At 71.0% G+C, this 23,087-nt stretch carries 20 protein-coding genes; 5 read left to right on the top strand and 15 right to left on the bottom strand.

Translation table 11 applies throughout. From position 1 onward, the window contains the following. Positions 1–4: 4 nt before the first annotated feature. On the top strand, positions 5–2,959 hold the full coding sequence (locus IPG72_05415; GenBank protein MBK6768462.1) for a PD40 domain-containing protein: 2,955 nt from the start codon (positions 5–7) through the stop codon (positions 2,957–2,959). A gap of 62 nt (positions 2,960–3,021) precedes the next feature. Here IPG72_05415 and IPG72_05410 read toward each other — a convergent pair whose 3' ends face one another. The 14 genes from IPG72_05410 to IPG72_05345 form a co-directional block, all read right to left on the bottom strand. Then, the gene (locus IPG72_05410; GenBank protein MBK6768461.1) at positions 3,022–4,227 is read right to left on the bottom strand and encodes a tRNA (adenosine(37)-N6)-threonylcarbamoyltransferase complex transferase subunit TsaD; all 1,206 of its coding nucleotides are present in this window, start codon (positions 4,225–4,227) and stop codon (positions 3,022–3,024) included. Next, positions 4,224–5,090: a PHP domain-containing protein gene (locus tag IPG72_05405; protein MBK6768460.1), complete on the bottom strand. Its 867-nt coding sequence runs from the start codon at positions 5,088–5,090 to the stop codon at positions 4,224–4,226. The genes IPG72_05410 and IPG72_05405 overlap by 4 nt, the downstream gene beginning before the upstream one ends. Continuing rightward, positions 5,087–6,169 carry a lipoyl synthase gene (gene lipA / locus IPG72_05400; GenBank protein ID MBK6768459.1) on the bottom strand — a complete coding sequence of 361 codons (1,083 nt, stop codon included), beginning with the start codon at positions 6,167–6,169 and terminating at the stop codon, positions 5,087–5,089. The genes IPG72_05405 and lipA overlap by 4 nt, the downstream gene beginning before the upstream one ends. Before the next feature lie 132 nt (positions 6,170–6,301). Beyond that, on the bottom strand, positions 6,302–6,742 hold the full coding sequence (locus IPG72_05395) for a molybdenum cofactor biosynthesis protein MoaE (protein ID MBK6768458.1): 441 nt from the start codon (positions 6,740–6,742) through the stop codon (positions 6,302–6,304). A 26-nt stretch (positions 6,743–6,768) separates the two neighbouring features. Then, the gene (locus IPG72_05390) at positions 6,769–7,050 is read right to left on the bottom strand and encodes a MoaD/ThiS family protein (protein ID MBK6768457.1); all 282 of its coding nucleotides are present in this window, start codon (positions 7,048–7,050) and stop codon (positions 6,769–6,771) included. After that, positions 7,037–7,717 carry an MBL fold metallo-hydrolase gene (locus IPG72_05385; protein ID MBK6768456.1) on the bottom strand — a complete coding sequence of 227 codons (681 nt, stop codon included), beginning with the start codon at positions 7,715–7,717 and terminating at the stop codon, positions 7,037–7,039. Before IPG72_05385 ends, IPG72_05390 begins: the two co-directional genes overlap by 14 nt. Before the next feature lie 39 nt (positions 7,718–7,756). Further along, positions 7,757–8,197, bottom strand: coding sequence for a hypothetical protein (locus IPG72_05380; protein MBK6768455.1), 441 nt, complete (start codon positions 8,195–8,197; stop codon positions 7,757–7,759). Beyond that, the gene (locus IPG72_05375) at positions 8,194–9,072 is read right to left on the bottom strand and encodes a TIM barrel protein (protein ID MBK6768454.1); all 879 of its coding nucleotides are present in this window, start codon (positions 9,070–9,072) and stop codon (positions 8,194–8,196) included. Before IPG72_05375 ends, IPG72_05380 begins: the two co-directional genes overlap by 4 nt. A gap of 4 nt (positions 9,073–9,076) precedes the next feature. Next, positions 9,077–10,231, bottom strand: coding sequence for a citrate/2-methylcitrate synthase (locus IPG72_05370; protein ID MBK6768453.1), 1,155 nt, complete (start codon positions 10,229–10,231; stop codon positions 9,077–9,079). A gap of 130 nt (positions 10,232–10,361) precedes the next feature. Beyond that, positions 10,362–11,063 (bottom strand): succinate dehydrogenase iron-sulfur subunit, encoded by a 702-nt coding sequence (locus tag IPG72_05365; GenBank protein ID MBK6768452.1) that lies wholly within the window; start codon positions 11,061–11,063, stop codon positions 10,362–10,364. Next, on the bottom strand, positions 11,064–12,878 hold the full coding sequence (locus IPG72_05360; protein ID MBK6768451.1) for a succinate dehydrogenase flavoprotein subunit: 1,815 nt from the start codon (positions 12,876–12,878) through the stop codon (positions 11,064–11,066). It abuts the gene before it with no gap. Positions 12,879–12,930: 52 nt separating this feature from the next. Next, entirely contained in the window at positions 12,931–13,350 is a 420-nt protein-coding gene (locus IPG72_05355; GenBank protein ID MBK6768450.1) for a succinate dehydrogenase hydrophobic membrane anchor subunit, read from the bottom strand. 14 nt (positions 13,351–13,364) lie between these two features. Beyond that, positions 13,365–13,784 (bottom strand): succinate dehydrogenase, cytochrome b556 subunit, encoded by a 420-nt coding sequence (sdhC, locus tag IPG72_05350; protein MBK6768449.1) that lies wholly within the window; start codon positions 13,782–13,784, stop codon positions 13,365–13,367. Positions 13,785–13,902: 118 nt separating this feature from the next. After that, on the bottom strand, positions 13,903–14,631 hold the full coding sequence (locus IPG72_05345; GenBank protein ID MBK6768448.1) for an O-methyltransferase: 729 nt from the start codon (positions 14,629–14,631) through the stop codon (positions 13,903–13,905). A 122-nt stretch (positions 14,632–14,753) separates the two neighbouring features. Between IPG72_05345 and ettA the strand changes: the two genes are divergently transcribed. The 4 genes from ettA (at position 14,754) to IPG72_05325 (ending at position 22,033) form a co-directional block, all read left to right on the top strand. Then, the gene (gene ettA / locus IPG72_05340) at positions 14,754–16,439 is read left to right on the top strand and encodes an energy-dependent translational throttle protein EttA (GenBank protein ID MBK6768447.1); all 1,686 of its coding nucleotides are present in this window, start codon (positions 14,754–14,756) and stop codon (positions 16,437–16,439) included. Positions 16,440–16,566: 127 nt separating this feature from the next. Further along, a complete protein-coding gene (locus IPG72_05335) occupies positions 16,567–18,063 on the top strand; it encodes a hypothetical protein (GenBank protein MBK6768446.1) in 1,497 nt (498 codons plus the stop codon). Between the two features lie 238 nt (positions 18,064–18,301). Next, positions 18,302–20,899 carry a hypothetical protein gene (locus tag IPG72_05330; protein MBK6768445.1) on the top strand — a complete coding sequence of 866 codons (2,598 nt, stop codon included), beginning with the start codon at positions 18,302–18,304 and terminating at the stop codon, positions 20,897–20,899. Between the two features lie 63 nt (positions 20,900–20,962). Continuing rightward, positions 20,963–22,033 (top strand): NHL repeat-containing protein, encoded by a 1,071-nt coding sequence (locus IPG72_05325; protein ID MBK6768444.1) that lies wholly within the window; start codon positions 20,963–20,965, stop codon positions 22,031–22,033. A gap of 451 nt (positions 22,034–22,484) precedes the next feature. On the opposite strand, the gene ssb is transcribed toward IPG72_05325, so the two are convergent. Beyond that, entirely contained in the window at positions 22,485–22,895 is a 411-nt protein-coding gene (ssb, locus tag IPG72_05320; GenBank protein ID MBK6768443.1) for a single-stranded DNA-binding protein, read from the bottom strand. Positions 22,896–23,087: the final 192 nt, after the last annotated feature.

Below are 23,087 nucleotides of genomic sequence, written 5' to 3'. Positions count from 1 at the left end.
AGCGATGGGCGAGCAACGCACGGGTCGATCAGAGCGGCGCCCGAGCGACGACGGCATCGCCTGGGAAATCGAGGGCGAGCGTTCGATCCCGCGCTGGGCGGACGGCGCCGAGGATGGGGATGATGCGCGCCGCCGGTGGGGGCCGGCGGGCGAGGCAGCCGACATCGAGCACGGCAGCCATGGAAGCGGCGGCGGCGGTGGCGACGACGGCGGCGACGCCGACCTCCGGGCACATCCCGATTCGGTTGAGCGCCTCCGCCGCTGGGCGACACGCACGGCCGGCGCAGCGCTCGCCGTCCTCGTCCTCTTCGGCCTCGTGCGCGCCTATCGCGGCGACCGGACGCACCGACTGATCCAGCGCGACGTCCAGCACGTGGTGCAGCTTGAAGCCGAAGCCCTGGCCGACGGCGACCGCGAACTCTACATGAGCCTGCAGGACGAGCGCCGCCGTTTGGCGCTACGCCGGCCCGACGTTGCCGCCCGGTGGCTGAAGAGCGTCGGTCCGTATGCCGGCCTCTACTTTACCGAAGATCCACCGGAGTTGGAGGACGTCGTCGTGGCCGCCAAGGACGCGGCGCACAGCGTGCAGGCCGTCACCGCCACTGTCCGCGTCCAAGCCACGGACGGCGCGCGGGTCGGGCGGTTCGTGCAGGTGCAGCGCTTCGTTCGGTCCGACGACGCCCGCTGGCTTCATGCCCTCACGGCGGACGCCCCGATCGGCGATCCGTCCGACCTCGAGCGTTTCGTCGCGGAGCGAATCCACGCCGCGTTTCCCGCCGCCGACGGCCCCGTGCTCCGCCCGGCGCTCGAGGCCGCCGACCGCGCCGTCATCCGGTACTGTGCTGCCCACCGTCGCTGCGGCGGGCGCGCCCGGTTCGCGTTCGGCACGGCCGACGCGTCGGCGGTGGACGTCGCGCAGCGCGTGACCGCGCCTTCGTCACCCGCCGGCTGGATGCCGGCCGACGAGGCGGCGCGCCAGCTCCTGGCGTTCAGCCTGGCACGGGCGGCGGCGCACCGGTTGGACTACGCGTTCAGCGATGCCAACCTGGAGGAACCGCCCCAGCCGGACCTTTTCCGACAGCCGGCGAACCGCTCGTTCAGCCCGGCGCTCATCGAGGCATGGCTGATCGAGGACGCGGATGCCAAGGCGACCGATGCCCTGATCGCCGACCCCACCGCCGCGCGGCTCGGCCTGACGCTCTGGCATCTCGACGCCCGAAGCGTCACGGCCGATGCCGTTTCTCCGCGTGAGCGTGCGACGGCGGCCCGCAGCTTTGCAGCGACGCTCCTGCGGCACGACGAAGCGGCGTTCGAGCAGGCGATGGTCGCGTGGACGACGGACGCCGACTGGGGCGGGTACGACAACTCGATCCCGCCGCCGGTCGAGCACGGGATCGGACCCGAGGGGCTCGCGTTCGCGCTCGACTGGCCGGTGCGGCAGGCGCCGTTCGTGGCCGAGCCGATCGTCATGCGGACGTTGGACGCGAACGACGGTCTCCTCGTCTCGCGCGAGGGCGGTGTCGTCAGCGTGGGCGAGGCGGCGTGCGGTGGGATGCGCCATTCGGCATCGGCATGGAGCCCGGACGGTCAGGCCCTCGCGGTCGCATGTCTCGATTTCGACGTCATGGTAAGTAAGGCAAGCGCGTTCCTGTCCGTCCTGCGTCGCCGCGCCGACGACGGCGTGTGGCACCGAATCGAACGGCCGACGACCATTCAGCCCAATGACGGAAACCGCTCGCTGTACGTGACGTGGCTGGACTGGTCGCCCGACGGTCGCTCGATCGCATGGGCCGGGTTCAGCGAGGGCATCGACGATGCGCTCGAGATGGTGGAGGTTGGCGGCGTGTGGGCGGTCGACGTCGCGGCGCGACCGGTCATGCGAACGGTCGTGGTTCATCGGCCCGTGACCGATGCCTACGTCTCGCACCTCGAGTCTACGGCTTCGACGATCCGCGGGCACCGGCCAATGTGGGCGCCCGACGGAGCGCGCGTCGCCTTTCGGGACAGCGCCAGCCGGGGGTTCATCCTGCGATCGCTGGACGGGGTCGAAGCGCACGTCGTCCGCGGCGCGGCGATGGCGTGGTCGCCCGACGGCACGCGGATCGCGCGGATCATATCCCGATCCGAGGCCGCGAGAGCGACCAACGGCGACGAAGCATCAGGCGAAGTGTCGCGAGAGAACGAGGTCGACGACGTTCCCGCGCCAGACGACGGCCCCGAGAACCTCGACCCGTACGACGGCGTCGCCAAGTACATCGTCTCCGTGCTCGACGCCGACTCGCTGGGCGAGGTGGCGACGATGCCGATGGACCGGCTCGCCGAGGCGATGGAACCGCGCGATCCCGTCCTGGGATTCACCAATGTGAACGAGGTCATGGGCGTCGAATGGTCGGACGACGGGCTGTGGCTGGCCGCGTCGTTCCGGACGGCGGCGCGCTGCGGCGACGCGTCCGACTGCGTAGTTGCGCTCGCCTGGCAGCCGGAATCCGACGAGCTGCACGTCGCGATGAACGCGCCGCAGACCGTCGACGGGCAGTTCGGTGCGGCGTGGCAGGCGGGCTGGGTGCCCGACACGCACCGCTTGGCCCTGTACGTCGGCGCCGACAACGACTCGTCGCGCATGTCGCCCATCGTCGGCGAGACGTGGCCGTTGGCCGGGCAGGACGTGGGCAGGCGCGGGGCGTGGCAGGTGGACGGCGACGCGACGATCGCCTTCATCCTCGACGCCGACTCCGGCAACGTCACAAGCGTGCCGCGCTCCAAAAGCCGGACGCTCGCGACGCTCCTGCCCGATTACTCGCCCGACGGCCGATGGCACGTCCGACGCGACCGGATGTGGCGGCTGATCGTCGAGCCGGTGGACGGGATCGGCGGGTTCCGCGAGGACGATCCGGGCTCGGGGTGGCGGTTCAATCGGCCGTTCTGTTCGCCGTATCTGGCGTGGAGCCGGGGACGGTAGCGGCCACATCGAAGGTCGGCGCGCGCAACGGGACGGTGTCGATCCGTCGCCCGCCGCGGCGCTCAGCCCAAGCCCCAGTCCGCCCGCACGTCGAAACCCAGCCCATCCCCGCCCGCGCCGCGCTCCCACGCAAACCACCCCGCCGCCGCGATCATCGCCGCGTTGTCCGTGCAGAGGGCCAGCGGCGGAAACAGGATCGGGATGTCGAACGCGGTGGCGAGCGCGGTGCGCAGGGCGGTGTTGGCGCTGACGCCGCCCGATACGGCGATGGCACGCGCGGGGTGCTCGGCGACGGCCCGCTGCAGCCGCTCCGTGATGGCGCGCACGACGGCGGCCTGGAAGGACGCGGCCAGATCGGCGACCGGGAGGGGACGGGGCGGATCATCGGCATTCGTGGACGGTGGTGCCGCCGACAGCTGTGCTACCGACAGCTGTGCTACCCGGCGCGCCAAGGCCGTCTTCAAGCCGCTGAAGCTCCAGTCGCCGTCGTCCGTGCGGGCGACGGGCAGCGGGAAGCGCGACGGATCCCCGTCTTCGGCGGCGCGCTGGACGGCCGGGCCGCCGGGATAGCCGAGGCCGAGGATGCGGGAGGCCTTGTCGAACGCCTCGCCGGCCGCGTCGTCGCGCGTGGCCGCGATGAGCGTCATGTCGCCGAGCGCGCGGACCCAGAAGAGGTGGGTGTGGCCGCCGGAGACGATGAGGGCGAGGTGGGGGAGCGGCGGGGTCGGCAGCGTCGCCGGATCGAGGTCGCGCCGCGGCTTGGCGTCGCCGTCGAAGGCAGCCCCATCCGCACCCGCTTCGTCCACGTCCGGGCCGCCGACGCCGCGGCCCGCCGGGCGCTCATGCAGGACGCCGTCCGCGTGCAGCCAGTTGGAGGCCAGATGGCCGGCCAGGTGGTTCACGGCGATGAGCGGCTTGCCGGTCGCGATCGCGAGGCCCTTGGCGGCGTTGGCGCCGACGAGCAGCGCGCCGGCGAGGCCGGGACCGGTCGTGACGGCGATCGCCTCGACATCGGCCAACGTGATCCCCGCGTCCAGCAGCGCCGCCTCGATCACGGGTGCGATGTCGCGGACGTGCTGGCGGCTTGCGACCTCGGGGAAGACGCCGCCGTACGGGGCGTGCAGCATCGCCTGGCTGGCGACGACGTTCGACCAGACGACGCGGCCCGCCTCGACGACGGCGGCGGCGGTCTCATCGCACGACGTCTCGATGCCGAGGATCAGGCGGGATCCGTTCACGTGCCCTGGCACGCCGAGCGGGACGCTCACTGGCGGGCTCTCGGCCGGTCCCCCGGCACCGGACCCGCCGCCGCGCGCAGCCGCTCGACGGTGTCCTCGGGCACGCGCACCGCGCCGAGCACGCTGCGCGGACGGTGCGGACCGTGGAAATCGCTGCCGCCGGAGGGCACGAGCCCGAAGTGGTCGGCCAGCACGGCCAGCCAGCGGTTCACGCGGGCGGTGTAGCCGGTGTAATAGCACTCGAGACCGCCAAGGCCGGCGTCGGCGAGCGGTCCGAGCATCGTCCGCAGCCGTTTGGGGTCGGACCATGGGTTGCCGGGCGGGGTCGGGTGGGCCAGGACGGGCACGCCGCCGGCAGCGCGGATGGCCGCACACGCTTCGGCCGGCGAGAGGCGGTAGCGCCCGACGTGCGCCGGGCGGCCGGTGCCGAGGAAGCGGTTGAACGCATCGGACACGTCCTCCGCCCAGCCGATCGCCACGAGCGCGCGCGCGACGTGCGGCCGGCCGATCGCACCGCCGTCGGACAGGGCCAGCACGTCGTCGATGGCGAGCGGGGCACCGGCGGCGCGAAGGCGCTCGACGATGGCGACGGCGCGGACGTGGCGGTGGGCGCGGATCGTCTCGAGGAGGGACTGGAAGGGCGGATCGGCGACATCGACGAAGTAGCCGAGGATGTCGTGCTCCCCCCGCTCATCCTCCGTGCCGAGCTCGACGCCGGCGATCAGCGTGATCCCGTGCGCCTCGGCGGCGGCGGCGGCCGGTGCGATGGCGTCCGTCGTGTCGTGGTCGGTGATGGCCAGCGTGAGCAGGCGGGCAGCGGCGGCGTGGGCAACGAGTTCGGGGGGCGTGAGCGTGCCGTCGGAAGCGGTCGTGTGGGTGTGGAGGTCGATCATGCCCCGGCGGCGTCGAAGAGCGTGATCTCGGCGGTCGCGGCTGCGGGCGACGGGTGCGATGGGTGCCCGTGATCGTCGTCGGCAGCGACGCGGGCCAGATGGCGCAGCTCCGCGGCGGTGCGGCGCATGCCGTCGTGCGGGCTGCGCGCGGACAGGTGGGCCACCTGCTGTTCGGCGCGGTAGGAGCTGCGCACGAGCGGACCGGCCTCGACCCAGCGCAGGCCGATGGCAAGGCCGGTGTCGCGCAGCCGGTCGAACTCGTCGGGGGACCAGTAGCGCATGATCGGCAGGTGGGCTTCGGTCGGGCGGAGGTACTGGCCGACGGTCAGGATGTCCACGCCGACGGCCACGAGGTCACCGATCAGCGTCTCGATCTCCGCCCAGGTCTCGCCGAGGCCGACCATGATGCCGGTCTTCGTGAGGACGGTCGGGTCCATCTCCTTGGCCCACCGCAGGACGTCGAGCGAGCGCGGGTAGATGGCCTGCGGTCGGACGGTGCGATACAGGCGCGGGACGGTCTCCAAATTGTGGTTAAGGATCTCGGGCCGCGCGTCCATCACCACCTGCAGCGCCGCGCGGTCGCCGCAGAAGTCCGGGATGAGGACCTCGATGGACGTGTGCGGCGCCAACGCGCGGCTGCGCGCGATCGAGCGGCCGAAGATCGCGGCGCCGCCGTCGGGCAGCTCGTCGCGGTTCACCGAGGTGATCACGCAGTGCGTCAGGTTCAGCCGTTCGATCGTCCGCGCCACGCGCTCGGGCTCGAGGACGTCCAACACACCCGGCCGGCCCGTCTTGATCGCACAGAAGCCGCAGCTGCGGGTGCACGTGTCGCCCATGATCAGGAACGTCGCCGTGCCGGCCCCCCAGCACTCGCCGATGTTCGGGCAGCGCGCTTCCTCGCACACCGTGTGCAGCGCGTTGGACCGCATGAGCTGCTCGACCGCCCCGAACGTCTCACCCCACGGCGCGCGGACCTTCAGCCACGGCGGGCGGCGGTGGCGGAACGGCAGCGGCCGGCCGTCGTCGGCGGTGAGGGCCGCGAGGTCGAGGTCGACGATGGGGTCGTGGAACGTGCTCATCGGGTGGATTATGGCGTCAGGCGGGTGGCGGGGCCAAGCCGGGAAGGCGTCCGCCGCTCGCGCGCTTCGGTGCGGATCTTCAGCGGACGATCACGCCGTGGAGCCGAGCCGGTTGCCTGAGCAGGCCGGCGATCACGTCGGTCCCTCCATCGCCGTCCCCGCCACCCAGGCCGACGCCCCGCCCCCCGCCCAGACATCCTTCTTCCAGATCGGCACCGTCGACTTCAGCGTGTCGATCACCCACCGGCACGCCTCGAACGCCTCAGCCCGGTGCGGTGCCGCCACCGCGATGACGACGGACGCCTGGCCGATGTCGACGCGCCCCGTGCGGTGGACGACGGCCGCCGTCGCCCCCGCCCAGCGCTCCGCCACGCCGTCGACGAGCGCCTGCAACGCCGGCACCGCCATCTCGTCGAACGCCTCGTACTCCAGCCAGTCGATGGCCCGCCCCTCGGTGTGGTCGCGCGTCACGCCGAGGAACGTCACAACGGCCCCTGCGCCCGGGCGGGCGACGAGCGCTTCGACGGCGCGGGGGTCGATGTCGGCGGCGGTCAGGGCCGCGAGGCGGTTCAACAGGTTCCTGCCGCCATCGTCCGCGTCTACCCGCCGCTGACCGGCGGCAGGAACGCGACCTCGTCGCCCGGCGCGAGGACGTGCTCGAAGCGGGCCAGGACGGCATTGACGGCGGCGGCCGGCGGCATCTTCGACAGCGCAGGGTGATCGGCGACGAGGGCGGCCCACAGATCGCCCACCGTTACGGGCGTGCCGTCCGGCCCGGCGATCGACCGCATCAGCTCCGACCGGCCGGCTGCGTCGCGGTAGGCCGCGAACAACCGGACGTGCACCAGCGCGGGCGGCGCGGCAGCGTCACCGCGCGACATGATGGGCCAACCAGTCCAGCACGAACGGGTTCGATCGCCGCTCCCGCCCGACCGTCGTCGCCGGCCCATGGCCGTTGAACAGGACGGTTCGGTCGTCCAGCGTGAGGATCTGCGCCTCGATCGATCCAAGGAGAAGCGCATAGTCGCCGCCCGGCAGGTCCGTGCGGCCGATCGAGCCATGGAAGATCACGTCGCCGCAGAACGCCACGTCGGCCGTGACGCCCTCGTATTCGACGTCGCGGCCGACGAACGTGACGTGGCCGGGCGCGTGGCCGGGCGTGTCGCGCACGGTGAACGTGTACTGGCCGGCGGAAACCGAGTCGCCCGCTGCCAGCAGCCGCTGTACGGTCGGCACGGCCACCGGCGGCATGCCGAAGCGCTCCGCCTGCACGGGCAAGCCGACGAGCATCGGCACTGCCTCCGGGTGCAACAGGAACGGTGCGCCCGTTCGCCGCTGCAGCTCGGCCACGCCGGCCATGTGGTCGATGTGGCTGTGCGTGCCCCAGATCTGCGTGATCCGCACGCCCCGCAGCTCGGCCGTGCGCACGATCTCGTCGATCCGGCCGCCGGGATCGATGACGACGGCCTCGCCGGAGGCGGCGTCGCCGACGAGGTAGGTGTTCTCGCCGAAGGGCGGGCAGACGATCGTGTCCAGGAGGAAGGTCATGGGGCGATTATAGCCGCCGGGGCACCCGGGAATCGTCGATCACGGCCCGCTGCCGCCGCCCGGTCCCGTGACGGACGCCACGATCTCGAACGCCCGCGCGAGCATCGCGAAGAGGAACGACGCGATGGCGACCGAAAACAGCGGGATGAACGTCAGCTTGGCCTCGGCAGCCGCCGTTTCGGGATGGGCTTCCACCCACGCCCTGCCGTACAGGACACGCTGCGCAACCTGTCGGACACGCGGGGCGGTGAGCATACCGATGACGATGCTGTAGACGAGAAGCGTCCACACGGCGGACGCGAAGCGGAAGCCAAGCAGCGCCGCGGCAAAGAACGCGGCGAACCACACCGCGTGCCGGCCGAGCGACCGCGGCGCGGGCGGGCCGATCGCGCGGCCGCGCAGCACGGCATAGAGCGGCACGGCGGCCATCATGCTGGCGGCGATCACAGGATAGTACGCGGCGAAGCCGGTGCTGGTCATATCGTCTGCTCCGATCCGCCCGCCGTCGTGCCCCGTGCCTCGCGCTGCCGCTCGATCAACCACAGCACGTCGCGCTCCCGCTCCGGACTCTCGACGATCGCCGTGCCGGCCAGCGCCATGTCGGTGGCGACTTCGAGGAACGCGCGCACGTCGAGGTCGGCCTCCGCGAACGGCAGGTGCTTCTTCTCGCCCAACGGGCCGTAGGCGATGCCGCTGATGTGGATGTGGAGGTCCTGCAGCGCCGCCGGCCCGAGCGCATCGCGCACCGCGCGGAAGAACGACTCGAACTCGTGCGCCGTGTTCCAGGCGCCGGTGCGGGCATGCCAGTGCGCCACGTCGAGACACGGGGCGATGCCCGGCACGTCCTGGCAGAGCCGCAGCACCTCGTCCAGGTCACCGAACTGGCTCGCCCGGCCCATGAGCTCCGGGCGCAGGCAGACCGTCGTCGGGTCGATGTCGTCCGCATCAGCGATGCGCGAAAGCGCTTCGAGCAGGCCGTCCCGCATCCGCGCGTAGACGTCCGCCCGGTCGCCCGTGTGGTAGAAGCCGAGGTGAAGCACGACGTTCCGCGCCCCGACCCACGCCGCGCCGCGCGCCGCCAGGACGATCCGGCCGATGCTGGCCTCCACCTTGTCCGGCTCCGGGCTGTTCAGGTTGATGTAGTACGGCGCGTGAACGCTCAACCGAACGCCCATCGACTCGGCCGCCGCCCGTATCTTCGCACCCCCCTCCGGCTTCACCGAGACGCTGTGCACCCACGCCAACTCGAGGGCGTCGATGCCGAGCGCGCGGCAGGCGCGGACCGATGCGGCGCTGCCGGTGCCCTGGATGGCGTCGGGGGCGCCGCTGATGCCGATGAGGAGAGGCGAGGTCAAGCGATTACCGCTCCTCGATCGGCGCCACCACGCGGTCCAGCGGACCGACGTACTCCCCGCGCGGCCGGATCAACCGGTTGTCCGCGTACTGCTCGAGGATGTGGGCGGTGTAGCCGGCCACGCGGCTCATCGCGAACATCGGCGTGAACTGGTCCGTTGGGACGCCGGCCACGCGCAGCGCGATCGCCGAGTAGAAGTCGACGTTCGGGTGGAGGCGCAGGTCCGGTCGGTTCGTCTCGAACCACGCGGCCGCGGCATCGGCAACGTTCGTCGCGATCTCGTGGTAGCGGCGCTCGGGGCTGTCGCCCACCTCGGCCACGAGCTCCTCGCTCAGGCGGCGCAGCACGCCGGCGCGCGGGTCAAGCGTCTTGTAGACGCGGTGACCGATGCCGGGGATCCGGCCTTTGCCGGACAACGTCTCGTCCACGAACGCCTTGGCCCTGGACGGGTCGCCGATCTGCTCCAGCATCGCCATCACGCGTTCGTTCGCGCCGCCGTGCAGCGGGCCCTTGAGCGTTCCGATGGCGGTCGTGATCGCCGAGTACGGATCGGACTCGGTGGACACCGTCACGCGGGCCGAGAACGTGCTGGCGTTGAAGCCGTGATCGGCCAGGAGGACCAGGTAGGCGTCCAGCGCGCGTTCGGCGCGCGGGCCGGGCGGCGTGCCGTGGAGCATGTGCAGGAAGTTGGCGGCGTGCGCCAGATCGGCGCGCGGGGCGACCATCGGTTGGCCACGGCGGTGCCGCTCGTGGGCGGCGATCAGCGTCGGGATGCGCGCCACGAGCCGCTTGGCGCAACGCCAGCGGGCCGCTTCGTCGCGCGCGGCGGCTTCGGCGTCCGCGTTGTCCAGGCAGCCGAGGGCGCTGACGAGCGTCCGGAGGACGGACATCGGGTGGGCGTCGAGCGGCAGATCGCGCAGGACGGCCAGGACGCCGTCCGGCACTGCGCGCAGGTCGGCCAGCTCCGACTTGAGCGCGGCCAGTTGCGCCTGGTTCGGCAGCTCGCCGTACCACAGAAGGTGGATCACCTCCTCGAACGTCACGTTCTCGGCCAGATCCTCGATGGCGTAGCCACCATAGATCAGCTTCCCAATCTCGCCGTACACCTTGCTCTTGGAGGACTGGGCGACGACGACTCCGTCGAGGCCCTTGATCAGAATGTCAGACACGATCTCACATCTCCTCAACGTGTTCAGCCGGCCGACCCTTCAGATCGACCCGGAAGCTCGCGCTACGCGGCGCGCGCCTGCGCCCCGTCGCGTACCCCTTGCGATACCCACTCGATCGGCGTCAGCGCACCTTGTTGAACAAGAGCGCCTTCTTCACCTCGCCGATCCGCCGCGTCACCTCGATGCCGCGCGGACAGGCCTCCGTGCAGTTGAAGATCGTGCGGCAGCGCCAGACGCCGTCGCCGTCGTTCAGTACTTCGAGCCGCTCGGCGGCGCCGCGGTCCCGGCTGTCGAACATGAATCGGTGCGCCTGCACGATCGACGCCGGGCCGATGAACTGATCGTTCGCCAGGAACGACGGACAGCTCGTCGTGCACGCCGCGCACAGGATGCACTTCGTCGAGTCGTCGAACCGTTCGCGCTCCTCGGGCGACTGCAGCCGCTCGCGCTCGCCCGGCGTCTCGTCGTTGATCAGGAACGGGCTGACCGCCCGATAGCTGTCGAAGAAGGGCACCATGTCGACGATGAGGTCTTTGAGCACCGGCAGGCCGCCGATCGGTTCGACGGTGACGTGCTTGCCGACGTCCTTGAGGATCGTCTTGCACGCCAGCCGGTTCTGGCCGTTGATCCGGAGCGCGTCGCTGCCGCACACGCCGTGGTTGCAGCTGCGCCGGACGGCCAGCGTGCCGTCGTGGTACCACTTCACGATGTTCAGCGCCGTGAGCACGGTGTCATCGGGCTCGGCCTCGACGGTGTACTCACCCCACCACGGCTCGGTGTCCCGTTCGGGGTTGAAGCGTCGGACCTTGAGGTGGACATCCATCTAGTACACCCTCGCCTTCGGTGGGTACTTCGTGATCGTGACCGGCTTGTAGCGCATCTCGACGCCCTGAGCGGTCTGGTAGCCCAACGAGTGCTTGAGCCAGGCCTCGTCGTCGCGGTCCGGGAAGTCCTCGCGGGCGTGGCCGCCGCGGCTCTCCTGGCGCTCGAGGGCTGCCACGGCCGTCACCTCGGCCAAGTCGAGCAGGCATCCGAGCTCCCATGCCTCGAGGAGGTCCTGGTTGAAGCGCTTGCCGTGGTCGTCGATGGCCACGTGCTTGTAGCGCTCCTGGAGCACCCGGATCCCGGCGACGGCCTTCGTCAGGTCAGCGGCGTTGCGGTAGACGCCGACATCGTCCGTCATCAACTGCTGCAGCTCGCGGCGCAGGATGGCCACGCGCTCCGTGCCGCCGTCCGCCAGCAGGCGGGCGAGGGCTTCGGCGGTGTATTCGGCTGCGTCGGCGGGCAGGTCGTCCGTCGGCAGGCCGTCAAGATCGGCGATCATCGCCTTGCCGGCCCGCCGTCCGAAGACAACGAGGTCGACGAGCGAGTTCGTTCCGAGGCGGTTCGCGCCGTGCACGCTGACGCAGGCGCACTCGCCGGCGGCGTAGAGCCCGGGCATGACGGTGTTCCGCTCGTCGATGACGACCCGGCCGTCGATGTCCGTCGGGATGCCGCCCATCGCGTAATGGGCCGTCGGCTGGATCGGCATCGGCGCGGTGACGGGGTCGATGCCGAGGTAGGTCTCGACGAAGTCGGAGATGTCCGGCAGCTTCTTCTTCACGTCCTCGGCCGTGATGCGGCGCGGCGTGCCGTCCACGTTCTTCGCGCCGTCCTCGTCGAAGTACCGGTTGACGACCTCGGGGCGGATGTCGAGGTAGACGTAGTCCTTGCCGTCGATGCCGCGGCCGGCCCTGACCTCCTGGAAGATCGCGCGGCTGACGACGTCCCGACTGGCGAGGTCCTTGATGCTGGGCGCGTAGCGCGGCATGAAGCGCTCGCCGTCCTTGTTCAACAGGATGCCGCCCTCGCCGCGCACGCCCTCCGTCAGCAGGACGCCGAGCTTGTAGATGCCGGTCGGGTGGAACTGGTAGAACTCCATGTCCTCCATCGGCACGCCGCGCCGGAGCGCAATCGCGTTGCCGTCGCCGGTCAGCGAGTAGGCGTTGCTGGTCACCTTCCACATCCGGCCGAAGCCGCCGGTGGCGAACATCGTCGCGCGCGAGCGGAAGACGTGGATCTCGCCCGAGTCGATCTCGTAGGCGACGACGCCAAGGCAGGCGCCGTTCTTCACGATGATGTCCACGACCTGGAACTCGTCGAAGAACTGGACGCCGTGCTTGATGCACTGCTGGTAGAGCGTCTGGAGGATCATGTGACCGGTGCGGTCGGCGGCGTAGCACGCGCGCTGGACGGCGACGCGGTGGTCCGGGTTGTCGTCCGTCGGCGCCGGGCGGGTGTGGCCGCCGAAGCGGCGCTGGTCGATCTTGCCCGCCGACGTGCGGTTGAACGGCAGCCCGGCGTGCTCGAGTTCGATGACGGCCTCGACGGCGTCGTGGCACATGACCTCGACAGCGTCCTGATCACACAGGTAGTCGCCGCCCTTGACGGTGTCGAAGGCGTGCCACTCCCAGTGGTCCTCCTCGACGTTGCCGAGCGCCGCCGCGATGCCGCCCTGCGCCGCGCCGGTGTGGGAGCGGCTGGGGTAGAGCTTGGAGATCACGGCGATGCGGGCGTGCTTGGACGCGTTCAGCGCGGCCATCAGCCCGGCGCCGCCGGCGCCGACGATGACGGCGTCGAAGTGGTGTTGAACGGTCACGATTCCCCCTGACACGCGGCGCCGGACAACGGCCCGCCGCGCGGCGGTTCGATTAGGCGACGAGGCGGAGCAGCGCCAGCGCGGCTGCCGGGACCTTGGTGGTCAGGATGACCTGGGTGCCCATGACGAAGAAGAAGAGCGCCAAGCCGAACGCCGTCCACTTGCAGACGACGTTGCCGAGGCCGCGCGGCACGTAGTCGTCGATCACGGTCCGCACGCCGTTCGTGCCGTGCGACAGCGCGAACGTCAGGAGCAGCCAGTCGTACAGCCGCCACCCCGGATTCGACCAGCGCTGCACGACCCAGGCGTAGTCGATCGTCTCGACCCGCGCGTACAAGTGCATGTAGAGCAGATGGAACACGGCGATGAACAACAGGACGAGGCCGCTGACGCGCATGAAGAACCATGCGTACAGTTCGAAGTTGCCTTGCGCGCGCACGCGCTCGGCGCGCGGGGTGCGGTAAATGCTCACGCTCACCTCCGCGTTCAGCGAAACAAGGATTCGAGGGTGACCCAGACGGTCGGGACGAGGACGGTGAGCATGATGGCTGTCTCGATGTAGACGAGCTTGCGCTGGTGTCGGGTCATCCCGGGCACGAGGTCCACCAGGATGATCCGCGCGCCGTTCACGGCATGGAACAGCACGCCGAAGATGAGGAACGTCTCGAACACCTTGAACACCGGGTGGCTGTAGAGGAAGAGGAAGTCGTTGAACGTTTCCTCGCCCAGCCCGATCAGCCAGATGTCGAAGATGTGGAGATAGAGGAACAGGATGATGCCGAGCCCGGCCGCCCGGTGCAGCATCCACGACCACTGCCCCTCGTGCCCGCGGTAGCGCAGGATGCCGAGCAGGCGACGCCAAAGCCCCGGGCGCGGCAGCGTGCCGGCCGTGCGCATACTGGCCATGCGGTTTCTCCCCCTCTCGCGACGAGACAAGGCTCGGCCGCCCTCACCGGCCGCCGAACCTTGGTAAGTATATGGGAATGAGGCGGGGGGGCAATGAAACGGCGGCCCGCGCCAGGCCCTACACCCGCACCCCCATCGCCAGCCCCTCCGCCGTCGGCCACATCGTCGCCCGCCACCGCCCGTCCCCCGCCAGCCGCGCGTTGAACGCCTTTATCGCCGCCGCGTCATCGCTCGGCGCTTCGTCCCCCACGACGCCCCCCCACGCGAACGCGTTGTCCCCGAGGACGACGCCGCCCGGGCGCAGGTGGTCCGCCGCCCAGTCCAGGTACGCGCCGTAGCCGCCCTTGTCCGCGTCGATGAACACGAGGTCGAACGGGCCGTCGGCCGCCAGCGCCGGCAGGTTGTCCAGCGCCGGGCCGACGACGACGGTTACGCGGTCGGCGACGCCCGCCGCCGCGAAGTTTGCCCGCGCCAGCTCGGCGCGCTCGGCTTCCAGTTCGAGCGTCCAGAGGTGCCCGCCGGGCGCCAGGCCGCGGGCGATCGCGATGCCCGAGTAGCCGCCGAGCGTGCCGATTTCGACCGCCTTCACCGCCCCGACAGCGCGCGTCACGACCTCGAGGTGGCGCGCGTCCATCGCGCCGACGTGGATGAGCGGCAGACCGGCGGCGGCGGAGCGCTCGCGGGCGGCGCGCAGGACGCCGTCCTCGGGCGCGAACACGGACTCGACGTAGGCGGCCAAGGCGGGATCGCCGGCGCCGTACGCCTTGATCGGCGGCGACCCGGCCGCCGGCGTCGCAACGTCGGCGGCGGCGGCATTCCCGGTCGGCCCTGTGGGTTCGGTCGTCATCGTCCATCCTTCCCATCGGTTCGGCGAACCCATAGGATAACGGCTCGCGCCGCCGTTCGATAGGCAATGACTACACGAATCGCCGGCGTGCCCGTGCCGTTGCCCCGCTTGAGGTCCACACGATGTCCGACAACCAACAGATTCTCTTTTCCATGATCGGCGTCGGCCGCTTCCATCCGCCGGACCGCCACGTCCTGCGCGACATCTCGCTCTCGTTCTACTACGGCGCCAAGATCGGCGTCCTCGGCCTGAACGGCGCCGGCAAGAGCAGCCTGCTGCGCATCATGGCCGGCGAGGACGACGGCTTCACCGGGCAGATCATCATCGACAAAGGCGTGACGCGCGGGATGCTGCATCAGGAGCCGTCCCTCGACGATGACAAGACCGTTCGCCAGGTCGTCGAGGAAGCCGTGCAGCCCGTCATCGATCTGATGGCCGAGTACGACGTGCTCTCCGGGCGCTTCGCCGAAGATCTGTCGGGCGACGAGATGGACGCGCTCATCGAGACGCAGGCCAAGCTCGGGCAGCGGATCGAGGCCGTCGACGGCTGGAGCCTGGCCGGCCGTCTCGAGCACGCGATGGATGCGCTGCGCTGCCCACCGCCCGAAACGCCCATCCGCGTCCTCTCCGGCGGCGAGCGCCGCCGCGTCGCGCTGTGCCGACTGCTCCTCACCGAGCCGGACATCCTCCTCCTGGACGAGCCGACGAACCACCTCGACGCCGAAAGCGTCCAGTGGCTCGAGCGGCACCTGCAGCAGTACAAGGGCACCGTCATCGCGGTGACGCACGACCGCTACTTCCTGGACAACGTCGCGCAGTGGATCCTCGAGCTCGACCGCGGCCACGGCATCCCGTGGCGTGGCAACTACACGTCGTGGCTGGAGCAGAAGCAGGCGCGGCTGGCGAACGAAGCCAAGGCCGACTCGCGGCGGCAGCAGACGCTGGCGCGCGAGCTCGAGTGGATCCGAATGGCGCCCAAGGCGCGGCACGCCAAGGGGAAGGCGCGGGTCACGGCCTACGAGCGGATGCTCGGCGAGGAGGGCGAGCGCGAGCGGACCGACCTCGAGATCTACATCCCGCCCGGCCCGCGGCTGGGCGACGTCGTGATCACGTTCGACGGCGTCACGAAGGCGTTCGGCGACAAGCTGCTCTTCGAGAACCTGTCGTTCATGATCCCACCGGGCTGCATCGTCGGCGTCATCGGCCCGAACGGCGCCGGCAAGACGACGATGCTCGAGATGATCACCGGTGAGGACGTGCCCGACGCCGGGACGGTGACCGTCGGCGAGACCGTCAAACTGGCATACGTCGACCAGTCGCGCGCCCAGTTGGCCGCCGACGAGACCGTCTGGCAGGCGATCACCGAAGGCGACGAGTTCCTGCAGCTCGGCCCGCGGACCGTGAACTCACGCGGATACGTATCGGGCTTCAACTTCATGGGCTCGGACCAACAGAAGAAGGTCGGCGTGCTGTCCGGCGGCGAGCGCAACCGCGTGAACCTGGCCCGGATGCTGCGATCGGGCGCCAACGTCCTGCTCTTGGACGAGCCGACGAACGACCTCGACCTCAACACGCTCCGGGCGCTCGAGGAGGCGATCGAGCAGTTCGCCGGGTGCGCCGTGATCGTCAGCCACGACCGCTGGTTCCTGGACCGCGTGGCGACGCACATCCTGGCGTTCGAGGGCGACAGCGTCGTGCGCTGGTTCGAGGGCAACTTCCAGGATTACGAGGCCGATCGGCGTCGGCGCCTCGGAACGGCCGCCGACACGCCGCATCGGATCCGGTATCGGAGCTTGACGCGGGGCTGAGATCGTCGGGCAACGCCGATGCGAGGGCACGGCGAAACGCACCTTGTCAGGCGCCCCGTCCTCTGCCATATTGTGTCGCCATACGCCGCACTGCAGCGCACGGTCACAGGTTCGAGGAGAGCATCTGATGATGGGTCGCACCCGACAGACAGCAGCGCACGGTGGACAGCCGAACGGACGGCACGGATGGCGGCGCGTGGCGTGCGGCGCCTTCGTCGCGGCGCTCGGTGCGATCGCGACAGGCCCGGCGGCGCCGTTCGACGCCGTCCGGGCAGCCAACGTCGCGCAGTTCGCCCCGCCGCCGCGCGTCGAGCGGATCTACTTGTCCCTCGTCATGCGACAGGCGCTGCGGCGCGATATCCCGGCCGCGCAGACCGCACCGCCGCCCACCAACACCCCTGAGCCGACGAACACGTCCGAGCCGACGGCCGTCCCGTCCCCGACCGCGATCCCGGGACAGCCGGGCCCGTGCCGCGGCCCGCTCGACACCCGTGTCTCGACCCGCCCGATCGATATCGGCGAGTACGAGGTGAATCGCCGAGCGACGTACTTCACCAGCATGCCGGTCCTCGCCGCGCCGGTCGACCTCGGCCGGACGATCGTGGCGTGGCCGGACACGGACGGTCAGATCCACTTCTCGTTCGTGACATCGCTCGGCCGGCGGGAGCACGACGACGTCAAGGTGCAGGGTGACAGCGTCCACGGGCTGGCGGCCGTCGGCGCCGACGGCGGGGCGGCCCTCGTGCGGAACAACACCCAGATGCTCCTCGTCCGATTCAAGACGGATGGGACCGTGCCGTGGAAGACCGTCGTCGTCGGGGACGGCGGCACGGGCAGCGGCAAGAAGTGGGCGCGCCCGGACTGGACGCACGAGAGCCGTCTGCGCTGGACGGGCGAGGTCTTCGCCGCGTACATCGGCCACACCCAGAACTTCGGCTCGGGCGGCGTCCACCAGGGCGATCTCATGTGGCTGTTCGACGGCGACGGCAAGCGCGTCCTGCCCGAGACCGAGAAGGCGCGGGACTACCCGCAGTGGGACTGGGGCTGCAGCCACAGCCTCGACGTCCGGCTGCGCTACAACCGCCGGCAAGACATCGTCGGCCCGGTCTGCCTTTCCGACAGCTTCCCGGCCAAAGCGATCGTCTACCGCCACGGCCCGACGCTGAAGAGCGAGCCGAGCGGGGACGGCAACGGCCACAGCGACGCGGCGCTCGGCGGGCTCGTCACGATCGAGGGCCGCGGTGAAGACGACGGCTTCGCCCTGAACTTCCAGTCCAAGGAGGGCCGCAAGTCGTACGACATCGGCCTCGTGCGGGTATATGGCGATGCCGAGGAGATCAGCGACCCGTATTGGTTCACGAACAGCGCCGCCGTCGACGAGGTCGCCCCGCACATGGCCAACTACGGCGAGCATCTCCTCGTCGGCTGGAACGAGGGCGATCAGCTCAAGCTCTCGGTCTTCAGCACCCGTGCCGAACCGCGCGAGGCGCCGGTCAGCGTGCCGGCCGCCGTCGGCGCCCACGACGACTTCGAGAACTACCCGAACGGCGACGTGGGATGGGCCTACGCGAGCGATGACGGCACGCAGCTGCGGCTGGCGCGCGTGCAGTTGTGCTATCCGTAAGGCATAGGCATACCGCCTGAACGTGCGGCCATGATCCACGGCGCGGCAACGAACGCCCATCCGCCTGGGCGCTGCACCGTCATGCGTCCGGGCTCGCCCGTCGTAACCCCGCTCTCACCCCCTCCGTCTTAATTGCCGGTTCGCCCGGCCACCGACTTCGCATGTCGACCGATCCGATCCGCACCGTTCGATCTGGCCCCCTTCCCCCGTTCGGCCACCTCGAAGGACGTAACCACCCTTGACGCCCATCCCCCCCGATGGCTCGCTCGTCGTGACCCGTTCGACATCCAGTTGTGCGCAAGGCCGCCGTCGCCCGACCGGGATCGGTCGGGCCGGCGTGCCCGACGGCATCCGCCGCGCCGTCGCCGGCGTCATCGTGGCCGCCGGCGCGCTGCTTGCCGCCGCCCGCCCCGCCGCGGCGCAGATCTCCGGCATCCCGGCGCTCCCGCCACTCCACCACCCGGCCGACCCGGCCGCGTGGCGCACGTTCGCCAGCGGGGACGAGGTGCTGACGCTGCAGGCCGACCCGCGCGACGCGAACCGGCTGTGGGCCGGCACGGCGGGCGCCGGGGTCGTGGTCTGGGACGCGTTGGCCGGGACGTTTGCGCAGTTCGCGGCGCCGGCGCAGGCCGGCCTGCCGTCCAACCGCGTGTACGACATCGCGTTCGACCCGGCCGGCACCGCCTGGCTCGCCACCGCCGGCGGCGTCGTGCGTGCCGACGGCGCGGTGTGGCCCAGCTGGCACGTGGCCGACGGCCTGCCGTCGGACGTCGTGCGGACCGTCGTCGTCCAGCCGGACGGGACGGTATGGGCCAGCGGCGACGCCGGCATCGCCCGCATGGCGCCCGGCGACAATCGTTTCACGGTCGCCCCGCGCGACACGTTCACGCGCTTCTCTCGCGCCGGCAAGAAGGGCCCCGGCGCCAGCGGTGCGATCGCCAGCCTGATCGACGGCCGCGGCCGGATCTGGTTCGCCCACGGCCGCGACCGGGTGGACGAGGATCGGGCCGCCATGTCGTACTACGACCCGGGGGAACGGGCGTGGCATCACGTCACGTCCGTCGGACCGGGCGGGAACCCGAACAACGGGCCGCAGACCGAGCAGATCACGACGCTGGCCGCCGACCCGCGGGACGGGTCCCTCTGGGCCGGCACGTGGCTGCGCGGCCTCTATCGGTTCGACGGCGAGGACTGGTACTGGCACCGGCCCCAGAACGGGCTGTGCGGCAAGAGCATCACCGCGCTGTCCGCCGTCGGCACCCAGCTCTGGGCCGCCTGCGCGGACGAGAGCGGTGCCGTCGGCACGTCGCGCTGGGACGGTGCGCGCTGGACGACCGCCGCCGCCGCCGCGGGCGCGCCCGCGATCACGGCGATTGCCGGCGCCGCCGGCCGCGTTTGGTTTGCCGCCGACGGCATGTCGAACGACGGGTCGGGCGACGGCAGCGGGATCGCGACACGGGACGGCGGGCCGGCGCGCGTCCTGTCGACGGCCGGCGGAACACCGGCGACGAACGATGTCACGGCGTTGGCCATCGACGGCCACGGCGGACTCTGGGCCGGGACGCGCGGCCACGGGCTGCTCCACTATGACGGCCGGACGTGGACGCGGCAGACGCGCGCCACCACCGGCGGTCGGCTGGCGGGCGACGCGATCACGGACCTCGCGGTCGGCACGGACACACTGTGGGTCGCCAGCACGAAGTCGACGTACGACGGCAGCGCCTGGGTCGACGGCGGCGTGAGCGCCCTGGACGTGCGCACGCTGCAATGGCAGCCGCCGCTGCGTCACGGCTCGTCCGAACTGCCGGACAACGATGTCGGCAGCGTGCTCGTCGCACCGGACGGGCGGCTGTGGATCGGGCTTGGCGCCTCTCCGGACGGCCCCGGCGCCAGCGGCACGACGAGCCGCGGCAACGGCATCGCGATCTACGACCCGCGGACGAAGGGATGGGAGGATCACACCTACGACAGCACGAGCCGGGCGCTCGTCGGCAACACCGTCCTCGACCTGGCCGCCGGCCCGAACGGGATATGGGCCGCCGCGAGCCATCACCTCGATCCCGAAACGGAGTCGCGCGTCGGCGGCGGCGTGACCCGCGCCGTCGACCGGACCTTCGGCGGGTGGACGGGCGGCCGCGACGGCCTCGACAGCTACCACGGCTCGAGCTTCGGGCGCGACCCGCTGGTGACGGGCGACGTGCGCAGCGTCGTCGTGTCGGCCAGCGGTGAGGTCTGGGCGGGGACGTACGACATCGACGTCACACGGGACACGATCGCCGCCGTCTGGCCGTTCACGGACGCCGTCGTCAACCGTTGGGACGGCGGTCGCTGGCACGCGACACGCTTCAAGGGCGAGGGCTGGGTGGACGCGCTGGCGACGGACGACCAGGGACGGCTCTGGGCAGGCACGACGCGCGGCCACGCGGCCACGGAGCACGCCGTCGTCGGCTTCGACACGGTCGACAAGGCGCAGGGCGGGATCCGGATCTTCGACGGCCGCAGCTGGCTCGCCCTCGCGCCGTCGCCCGACGTGCTCGGCGTCAAGTCCGTCACCGCGTTGGCGTTCGATGCCGTTCGAGGGGGGATGTGGGTCGGGACGGAGAACGCCGGCATCCACTTCTTCCGCGCATCACCCCCTACCCCGACGCCCACCCCATTGCCGTCCGCCACCGCAACGCCGACAGACGAGCCGACGCCGACGGTCCCGCCCACCGCCACGCCGATCCACACCGCCACCGCCGCCCCGTCGGCGACGGCGACGCGGCCGACGCGTTTCGTCGTCTACCTGCCGTACGCAACGCACGGGCGCATCGGAGCAGCTGCGGCGCGTCGTTAGGACGGGCGCGGCCTATAATCGCCCGTCCGCCCCCCACCGACGAACCGATAGGGGACTTACCTGATGCCCGCAACCACGATCCTGCGCTGCACGCGCCGCACGGCGCGCAGTTTGGCCGCCGCCGCGCTGCTGTCCCTCGGAGTGATGGCCGGCTGCACGCCCAACGACACGCCGGTCGGCACGCCGCCTGCCGTCGCGCCGGACGGCTCGACCGCACCGCCCGGCGCAACGGCGGCCGTCACAATCGAGAGCAGCTCCGGACCGACGCTCTCCCCGCCGGACGCCCTCGGCACGCAGCGCGCGACGGGCAAGGTACCGACGTACGTGCGCAGCTTCGGCGGCTTCGGCAACGGCGACGGCCAGCTCCAATTGCCGACCGGCATCGCCGTCGACGCCACGGGCAACGTGTACATCGCCGACTCCGTCGGGGTGCAGGTGTTCGATGGCAGCGGCGCCTTCGTGCGGCGCGTGGCCGCCGGCGAGCTCGTCTCGGTGGAGGGCGTGGCCGTCGCGCCCGACGGCGCACGGCTGTACGTGGCCGAACGGACGCCGCCGGTGCGTGTCTTCGATGCGGCGGGCGCCGCGATCGGCACCGTCGGCGAGGCCGGTACGTCTCCCGGCCAGCTCACGCAGCCGGCGGCACTGGCGCTCGACGGCGACGGGAACCTGTATGTGGCCGACGCCGTGAACGGCCGCATCGAGGTCTTCGATGCCGGCGGGCGCCACCTTCGGACGATCGGCGAGAAGGGCGGCGGCCGCGGCCAGTTCTCGCAGCCGCGCGCGCTGGCCGTCGGTCCGGACGGGCGGGTGTACGTCGGCGTCGGCGACAGCTACGCCATCCAGGTGTTCGGTGCGGACGGCGCGTACGAGAAGAGCTTTGCCCATGGCTACAAGGACGAGACGCTCTTCCGCATCGCCGGTCTGGCGCTGGACGATGTGGGCCGACTGTACGCCAGCGAAGCGGCCTCGCACTACATCCAAGTCTTCGACGCGAACGGTTGGGTGAGCGACCTCGGCAAGCTTGGCGCCGGACCGACGCAGTTCAACACGCCGACCGGACTGGCCTTCAGCGCCGGCCAGCTCTACGTCGTCGATCAGCAGAACGGCCGGATCCAGGTCTTCCAAACCCCGTAGCGCGGTAGGGGCACGGCACGCCGTGCCCTTTGCATCCGCATCGCGATAACCGACGGGTGGGCACGGCACGCCGTGTCCCTACCGCACGATGTGACGATGGCCAAGGTGTCATGGTTGGCCGGCGCGTGGTCACGCCGCGCTGCGCCCTGACGCCCACCACGTCGCGACGGTCCGCCCTGTCACCCACGCCGTGCGTACGAACCCGTAGCCCCGTGCGGATATTCCCGTGCGCCGCCGCACCTTCGCGTGCCGGGAAGCCGTTGGCCCGCCCGCCCGGCGAACCGGGCTCTGCCCTCCCACCTCTGTCAACTTCGACCATCCACCCGCGCTTCGGCGAACAGCGAAGGCCGTGCCCCGCGTGGCACGGCCATTGCATGTCCGCGCCCGGCTGACGGCGTCGCACCCGGCCGCGCCGCACGCGGTGCGGCCGGGTGCTTCATCCTCGGCACGCTTAGAACGGGATGTCGTCCTCGGCCATGTGGCTCTCGCCGTGGCCGGCGCCGGCGTCGTCGAACGCACCGGCCGGTCCGCGGTCACCGGTGCCGCCGAGGAACTTGACGATGTTCGCCCGGAGCTCCCAGCCGTTGCGCTCGGCGCCGTTCTGGTCCGTGTAGGTGCTCGTGCGGATCTCGCCCTCGCACAGGACCAGCCGGCCCTTGGCCAGGTACTGGTTGCAGATTTCGGCCTGGCGGCCGAAGACGCTGACGCGGAACCAGGTGGTCTCTTCCTGGGATGAGCCGTCCTGGTCCGTCCACTTCCGGTTGGTGGCCACGGTGAAGTTGCAGACAGGGGTGCCGTTGGCGGTGTAGCGCATCTCGGGATCCCGGCCGAGATTGCCCACGACGACAGTGCGTTGGTACATGACTTCCTCCAGATCGTTCAGGGTTCGTGGGTGACGGTTCGATCACATGACCAGAGAGGCATAGAACATGCATTCTAGTCCATCGCAAGTATACGCATCCGCTCCATGCTGTCAACGCCCTCGCGACACTTGGGCGACACGTCGGCGCCAGCCTCGACAGAGGCGCACGGTGGCCGACATCCTTCGCCGGGC

The organism is Candidatus Avedoeria danica (genome assembly GCA_016703025.1).
GTDB classification, from domain to species: Bacteria; Chloroflexota; Anaerolineae; order Epilineales; family Epilineaceae; genus Avedoeria; species Avedoeria danica.
The sequence above is the reverse complement of the archived record's forward strand: the minus strand, read 5'-3'. Positions and strand labels throughout refer to the sequence as shown.

Excerpts from the sequence above, each read along its gene's own strand:
- IPG72_05345 (MBK6768448.1), bottom strand. The coding sequence starts at position 14,631 with ATGACGACCGAACCCACAGGGCCGACCGGGAATGCCGCCGCCGCCGAC.
- IPG72_05415 (MBK6768462.1), top strand. The coding sequence starts at position 5 with ATGGGCGAGCAACGCACGGGTCGATCAGAGCGGCGCCCGAGCGACGAC.
- IPG72_05385 (MBK6768456.1), bottom strand. The coding sequence starts at position 7,717 with ATGACCTTCCTCCTGGACACGATCGTCTGCCCGCCCTTCGGCGAGAAC.
- lipA (MBK6768459.1), bottom strand. The coding sequence starts at position 6,169 with ATGAGCACGTTCCACGACCCCATCGTCGACCTCGACCTCGCGGCCCTC.
- ssb (MBK6768443.1), bottom strand. The coding sequence starts at position 22,895 with ATGTACCAACGCACTGTCGTCGTGGGCAATCTCGGCCGGGATCCCGAG.
- IPG72_05390 (MBK6768457.1), bottom strand. The coding sequence starts at position 7,050 with ATGTCGCGCGGTGACGCTGCCGCGCCGCCCGCGCTGGTGCACGTCCGG.
- IPG72_05380 (MBK6768455.1), bottom strand. The coding sequence starts at position 8,197 with ATGACCAGCACCGGCTTCGCCGCGTACTATCCTGTGATCGCCGCCAGC.
- IPG72_05405 (MBK6768460.1), bottom strand. The coding sequence starts at position 5,090 with ATGATCGACCTCCACACCCACACGACCGCTTCCGACGGCACGCTCACG.
- sdhC (MBK6768449.1), bottom strand. The coding sequence starts at position 13,784 with ATGGCCAGTATGCGCACGGCCGGCACGCTGCCGCGCCCGGGGCTTTGG.
- IPG72_05365 (MBK6768452.1), bottom strand. The coding sequence starts at position 11,063 with ATGGATGTCCACCTCAAGGTCCGACGCTTCAACCCCGAACGGGACACC.
- ettA (MBK6768447.1), top strand. The coding sequence starts at position 14,754 with ATGTCCGACAACCAACAGATTCTCTTTTCCATGATCGGCGTCGGCCGC.
- IPG72_05335 (MBK6768446.1), top strand. The coding sequence starts at position 16,567 with ATGATGGGTCGCACCCGACAGACAGCAGCGCACGGTGGACAGCCGAAC.
- IPG72_05325 (MBK6768444.1), top strand. The coding sequence starts at position 20,963 with ATGCCCGCAACCACGATCCTGCGCTGCACGCGCCGCACGGCGCGCAGT.